This is a genomic window from Labilibaculum manganireducens (assembly GCF_002843385.1).
Lineage (GTDB): Bacteria > Bacteroidota > Bacteroidia > Bacteroidales > Marinifilaceae > Labilibaculum > Labilibaculum manganireducens.
In genome coordinates this window covers 1-1,042 of sequence record NZ_MVDE01000096.1, presented here as the reverse complement: position 1 = coordinate 1,042, position 1,042 = coordinate 1, and the positions used below count along the sequence as shown (strand labels likewise).

Genomic DNA, 1,042 nt, shown 5'->3' with positions numbered 1-1,042 from the left:
CAGCCTCTCAGAGTTTTAGCATTGCAGAAAATATCGCAAACTCAGGAGCCGTAGGAACAGTACTTGCAACAGACGGCGATGCAGGAACATCTTTCTCATCTTGGACAGAAACCGGAGGAACCGGCGCCTCCATCTTTGAGATCAATGCCTCCAGCGGCGCAATCACCGTAACCGATAACTCAGGTATAGATTATGAAACAACAACCTCATACACATACACCGTAACAGTTTCCGACGGCATAAACACTTCAGCCGCAGAAACGATAACAATCAATATCACAGATATAAATGATGTCACTCCAGTTGTAACAGCCTCACAGAGTTTTGATATTGCAGAAAATATTGCAAACTCAGGAGCCGTAGGATCAGTACTTGCAACAGACGGCGATGCAGGAACATCTTTCTCATCCTGGACAGAAGCAGGAGGAACCGGCGCATCCATTTTTGAGATCAATGCCTCCAGCGGAGCAATCACCGTAACCGATAACTCAGGTATAGATTATGAAACAACAACCTCATACACATACACCGTAACAGTTTCCGACGGAACCAACACTTCAGCCGCAGAGACGATAACAATCAATATCACAGATGTCAATGATGTAGCCCCGATAGTGACAGCTTCACAAACATTTACTATTGATGAAGATGCTTCAAATGCAACATCAGTAGGAACCGTTTTGGTCACCGATGGAGATGCAACAGCAACTACATTTAGCAGTTGGACAATTACAGCAGGCAATACAAACAGTGTATTTGCCATGAACTCATCAACAGGTGAAATTACAGTTAATGATGCGAATGAACTGGATTATGAATCAATCACAAGTTACAGCTTGAGCATCACAGTTTCAGATGGAGTTAACACTTCAGCTGCAGAAACAGTAACAGTTGATGTGAACGCAATAAACGACAACACTCCAGTTGTAACAGCCTCTCAGAGTTTTAGCATTGCGGAAAATATCGCAAACTCAGGAGCCGTAGGAACAGTACTTGCAACAGACGGCGATGCAGGAACATCTTTCTCATCCTGGACAGAAAC

1 protein-coding gene is annotated in these 1,042 nt (G+C 44.0%); it reads left to right on the top strand.

All coding sequences use genetic code 11. From position 1 onward, the window contains the following. A partial coding sequence (locus tag BZG01_RS21350) for a cadherin repeat domain-containing protein (RefSeq protein ID WP_143470977.1) occupies positions 1 to 1,042 on the top strand: 1,042 nt, incomplete at both ends.